Raw genomic sequence first — 4,897 nt, forward strand, 5'->3', positions numbered from 1 at the left:
GGCGATGGGTGGGCTGGTCGCGACGGGGGCGATGAGCGTCCTGATGCTGGCGGGAGGCCGGGCCGGGCTGATGGAGGACCAGCCGCCCAAGCGGATCGCCCGGGCCGCGATGGCGGGTGACCGGCATTCCCCCAAGCGGGGGGAGCGGGTCGTCGGGATGCTCGCGCACGCCGGATTCGGGGCGTCCTGTGGCGCGCTGTACGGGCTGTTCTGCCGTGGGCGACCCGCGCCGGTCCTGCCCGCGCTCGCGTACGCCCTCGGCATCTGGCTCGTGAGCTACCAGGGATGGGTGCCGAAGCTCGGCATCCTCCCCCCGATCTCCGGCGACCGGCCGGGCCGCCCGCTGGTCATGGCGGCCGGCCATGTCGTGTACGGGCTGGTACTGGCCCGCTGCCTGAACCGGCTCAATCGCGCACGGGGCGGCGATCCCACGACGGCCCGCCGGTAGTGGCGGGCAGAGGGGTGGGGTGGACGCTTTCCGGGATTTCGTGTGGCGGTATGCCACTGGAGGGGCGTTTCCCGAAGATGTGCCCGCCGTCGCGGCCGGGGCGTTGGCCCGGGGCGTCGATTCGCCGTCGTTGCGGGAACTGGCCGGGCTGAACCGGCGCTCGGATACGGCGGAGATCTGTGAGCTGTATCGGGCCGCGCTCGCGGAATCGGGCATTGAGGTGCCCGGGGAGCCGGAAGCGGTCCGGTGGGTGCTGCGTGGGCTGGCGGAAGGGCTGGTCGCCGGTGGGGCGGCGGTCGCGGAGGTCGTTCGCGAAGTGCCGTGCGGTGAGGTCTGGATGACGCGGCCGGAATATGAGTTCGCCCATCTGGCCTACTACCGCGAGGAATTGGATGACGGTCCGCGCTATGAGCGCGACCTTCTGGAGGCGGCCAGGGCGCTTCTCGGCGAGGCCGGGTTTGGGCAACATTTGCCGACGGCCGGAGGTGCGGCGCAGCGGAAGCACGGTAGGGGAAGGGGGAGGGGAAAGGAGTTCGCGATGGCCCAGCGACATGAGATCAGGTCGACCGACGAGCACGAGAATCACCCGGGAGAGACCCTCGTCACCACCGAGCACGACGTGATCAGCAATTGGGCGAGGGAACGCGGCGCGGAGCCCGCCACGGTGCCCGGCACCGAGCGTGACGGCCGGCCGGGCGTACTGCGTCTGGACTTCCCCGGGTACGGCGGCCAGCAGCTCAAGCACCTGGACTGGGACGAATGGTTCCGTACCTTCGACGAGCGCGGCCTGCGGTTCATCTACCAGGAGCACCTCAAGGACGGCAAACCCAGCAACTTCTTCCGGCTGGAGAACCCCAACGAATAGGCCCCGTTCTCCCGGGATCGCATGCGGGCATCGCGGCAACCGGACGGCGGACCGGTCGTAGGGTTGCCGCTATGCCCGAACCTACTCAGCGTGCCGCGTCCAAGCGGATGCGGGAACCGGCCGCTCCGCGGCTCGCCGCCTCGCTCACCGTCGCCCACCTCCCCGAACACGACCTGGAAGACGACGGCGGCTACCGGTCGCTGGAGTTCCGGAATCTGGACCTGTCGGCCCGGCGGGTGGAGGGAGCCGATTTCGAGGGGTGCAGGTTCGTCGGCACGAAGCTGGCGGGCGGGCGGATGAGGCAGGCCGCGTTCAGCGATGTGGAACTGGTTCAGTGCGATGCGTCGAACCTGAAGGCCGGTGTGTCGGGGATGCACCGGGCCCGCGTGCAGGACAGCCGGATGACCGGTACGGCCTGGACGGAGAGCACGTTTCGCGAAGTCGTGTTCGACACCTGCCGGGCGGAGCTGGCCGGGTTCAGGTTCTCGACCTTCAAGCACGTCGTCTTTCGTGACTGCGCCCTGGTGGAGGCCGATTTCCAGGACGCCGAGCTGGCCAACGTGCGGTTCGAGGGGTGTGATCTGAGCGGGGCGGAGTTCTCCAACGCGCGGATGAACCATACGAAATTCAGCGACTGCGTCCTGCTCGGGATCCGGGGCGTGGGCAGCTTCCGGGGCGCGACCATCGGCGGCCGGGACGCCCAGGGCCTCGTGTACGCCCTGGCCGGCGCGATGGGGATCACCATCGAGGACTGACCCCGGCGGGCCGGCTTGGTTCAGTCGCCCGCGTCCGGCAGAGGGTAGGTGCGCACGGTCACCCGGTCCACGCCGAGCTGTTCGGGGTAAAGGTTCTTGACCTCCTGATCGCTCATCGCGGCGAACTGCGACGTTTCCATATAGGTGTTCGCGGTGGACGCGGCCAGCAGTTCCCGCATTTTGCGGCCGGGGGCCTTCTTCTGCTCCTTCTGCTCGAATTCTTCGCCTTCCGGGCTGATTCTCCAGTTGGTCCAGTCTTTCAGCAGATCGCGCTCGCCCTTGGCCGGGTACCACGGGCACGCGTCGTTCAGGCCCCATCCGTAGGTTTTGTAGCCGGACGGGTTTCCCTGATAGAGGAACTGATACACGTAGCTGTTCGCGGTCGCGCCGGAGATGAAGGACTCCGTCGTCGCCTCGGCGCTGACCTGGACGCCGGAGATCGGGGTTTTGTTCAGCGTTATCGTGCTCGGCGGTGAGGTCTTTGTCGTGAAGGTGGGCTGGAAGTCCCGGGCGCAGGAGGTGACGGAATAGGCGAGCACCACGTCCATCTCATCGGAGATGATGTGCGCCCAGTAGCCCCGTCCGGCGAAAGTGCTCTGAGTGAGCCGGTGCTTCGATTCCGGGACGATGGTCCGGAAGATCGGGTCGCCGAGCCTCTTCCTGAACATCTCCATGCTGAAGCCCGCCTGGAGTCCGGTGAGCTTGGCGTACTCACTCTCCCGCCAGTTGAAGGTCTCGGTGTACCACTCGCGGACGCCGTTGAACGATGAGCCGATCGTGATCACCGATGACAGGAGGAGGGCGGCGAAGACGACGATGACGACGAAAAGGTTATGTCTCGTCCAGGATTCGAAACGGCTGCCGACGGACGGTGGGGCACCCGGCTCGCTCGGTTCGCTCGGCTCACTTGGCTCGCTTGCTTCGTCCGGCTCCGCCGTGCTCGCCGAAGCGGCGTCGGCAGGCCGGGCGGTGCTTCCTGATTTCCTGAACATTGGCGACATGGACACCCTTTGCGCGACGCGTGCTGATCGATCCGTCACCGAGTATCGTGCCCGGCGCGGTGAGCGGGCGCAGCACAATGCCGAAAGCAGAGCCGATCATACCCGCCTCCACCATGAAGCCGGACTTGAAGGGCATCCGAATCGTCCGGCAATGGTCTACCCGATGACGACTGATAAAACGCGCATTGCCGTGGTGGAATCGGATTTGCGGTAGTACGGGCACTGGTTGCAGATCTCACGCCGGACGCGATCGAAGCCGGTTTCGCCGAGCCGGAGGAGATCGCGGCACTTGTCGTGCTCCTCGCGTCCGGCCGGGTGGTCAGGGACGCGCGGCTTCTGGAAGCCCATCAAACGGGCGGCAGACTACGCCTTGAAGGGATAGTTAGAAGGTCTCGCGAACCCTGTTGACTCTCTCATGTCATCGCAGTTATAACTTCTAACGAACGCATGAGCTTCTAGGGCATGCGTTCAGGCATCCGGAAGAGCCGGCCGAAGGGAACGCCATGACCGCCACACCCATACCGCTCACCCCCGCGAGCCGGGGCACGCCGCTCGCGGTGACGATCGCCTCCTGGGCGGTCCCCGTGATGATCGTCGGGCAGTTCGCCATGCTGGCGAGCGTCCCGGTCGCGGTCGCGCTGGTCGGCGCGCTCGTCCGCGTCCGCGACCGGGCGGTCCGGCCGGCGGCCATGCTCCTCGCCGCGACGTACGCGATCCCGCTCACCATCTGGCTGGCCCGGCCCGACGGCGCGCCCAACCTGTCCAAGGACATGCATCCCGGCCTCGCGGCCCTGATCGTCGCCGCGTCCGCCGTGCTCATCGTCACCGTTCACCGTGCCGGCCGCCGCTGAACCAGGCAGCCCGGCCCGCCCACGAAAGGAACCCCCATGTTCAGCGATGCCCGATCCACCACTCCTGCTCAGCGGCCCTGGACCGGCGTGCGCGCCGCCGCCGCCCTCACGATCTCCCTCGCCGCCGTCGCCGGCCTGCTCACGACCGGTGTCCCGGCCGCCAACGCCGCCCAGGCCGGCGGCCATGGCCTCCGGTGCCGGGGGGAGGGCGTCGACCCCGCCGCCCGCATCCGGTACGGGGCCGACATCGTGATCAAAGCGCCGCTGCGTACGGTCTTCGCGTTGCAGACCGACGTGGAGCGCTGGCCCGCCTGGCAGGCCCCCGTGCTCAGCGCGAAACGCCTGGACTCCGGCCCGCTCCGGGCGGGCTCGCGGTTCCACTGGACCACCCCGGCACCGGCCACCGCCACGACCCCCGCCACCACGCTGCACATCACCTCCACCGTGCGGCGGCTCCAGCGCGACGCCTGCATCGCGTGGAGCGGCCCGGCGGTCGGCAAGGGGGTGCGCATCGACCAGGGCGTCCATGTGTGGACCTTCACCAAGGTCAAGGGGGGTGTCCGGGTGCGTACCGAGGAGACCTGGACCGGTGACCAGGTCGAAGCGGACGTCCCCACCGCCACCAAGATCCTCGGCATGGGCCTCGAAGCCTGGCTGCGCGACCTGAAGACCATCGCCGAAGCCCGCGCCGCCGACCCCCACACCACCCCTGCCACCTGACTGCCCCGCGCCGCCATTATTGATTCGTGAGCTACGACCTCGCCGCACTCGGTATGCGCGGCCCGTCGATGCCGAGGCGGCTCGTCAGATGCTCGATCGTTGCCGGTCGGGCGGCGACCACGTGGAAGGCGACCTGGACGAGCGGATCGTGGCCTTCTATGAGGAACTGCGGGCTATGAGGAGTTGCGGGCGCAACTTCCCCGGCCACCCCCATGATGACATGGGCCCCTGGACGTCGACGCCGACCCCGCGCCGTC

Annotated in this window: 7 protein-coding genes; 6 read left to right on the forward strand and 1 reads right to left on the reverse strand. The window is 68.4% G+C overall.

Annotation, left to right across the window (positions count from 1 at the left end; all coding sequences use genetic code 11):
* From C1I98_RS35165 to C1I98_RS35175, 3 genes are all read left to right on the forward strand, one after another.
* On the forward strand, window positions 1-448 hold a 448-nt coding region (locus tag C1I98_RS35165), incomplete at its 5' end, for a DUF6789 family protein (protein WP_233508450.1).
* 79 nt (window positions 449-527) lie between these two features.
* On the forward strand, window positions 528-1,313 hold the full coding sequence (locus C1I98_RS44640) for a hypothetical protein (protein ID WP_233508451.1): 786 nt from the start codon (window positions 528-530) through the stop codon (window positions 1,311-1,313).
* Window positions 1,314-1,384: 71 nt separating this feature from the next.
* The gene (locus C1I98_RS35175) at window positions 1,385-2,068 is read left to right on the forward strand and encodes a pentapeptide repeat-containing protein (RefSeq protein ID WP_158558311.1); all 684 of its coding nucleotides are present in this window, start codon (window positions 1,385-1,387) and stop codon (window positions 2,066-2,068) included.
* Between the two features lie 20 nt (window positions 2,069-2,088).
* On the opposite strand, the gene C1I98_RS35180 is transcribed toward C1I98_RS35175, so the two are convergent.
* On the reverse strand, window positions 2,089-2,853 hold the full coding sequence (locus C1I98_RS35180) for an ETEC_3214 domain-containing protein (protein ID WP_111171632.1): 765 nt from the start codon (window positions 2,851-2,853) through the stop codon (window positions 2,089-2,091).
* On the opposite strand from C1I98_RS35180, the gene C1I98_RS40885 reads away from it, so the two are divergent.
* The 3 genes from C1I98_RS40885 to C1I98_RS35195 all read left to right on the forward strand — a co-directional run bounded on the left by C1I98_RS40885 (window position 2,846) and on the right by C1I98_RS35195 (window position 4,640).
* A complete protein-coding gene (locus C1I98_RS40885) occupies window positions 2,846-3,283 on the forward strand; it encodes a hypothetical protein (RefSeq protein WP_146607830.1) in 438 nt (145 codons plus the stop codon). The two genes, C1I98_RS35180 and C1I98_RS40885, sit on opposite strands and share 8 nt — an antisense overlap.
* A 289-nt stretch (window positions 3,284-3,572) precedes the next feature.
* A complete protein-coding gene (locus C1I98_RS35190; protein ID WP_111171634.1) occupies window positions 3,573-3,920 on the forward strand; it encodes a hypothetical protein in 348 nt (115 codons plus the stop codon).
* Window positions 3,921-3,956: 36 nt separating this feature from the next.
* Window positions 3,957-4,640 (forward strand): SRPBCC family protein, encoded by a 684-nt coding sequence (locus C1I98_RS35195; RefSeq protein ID WP_111171635.1) that lies wholly within the window; start codon window positions 3,957-3,959, stop codon window positions 4,638-4,640.
* Window positions 4,641-4,897: the final 257 nt, after the last annotated feature.

The organism is Spongiactinospora gelatinilytica (genome assembly GCF_003236385.1).
In the GTDB taxonomy this organism is placed as follows: Bacteria; Actinomycetota; Actinomycetes; order Streptosporangiales; family Streptosporangiaceae; genus Spongiactinospora; species Spongiactinospora gelatinilytica.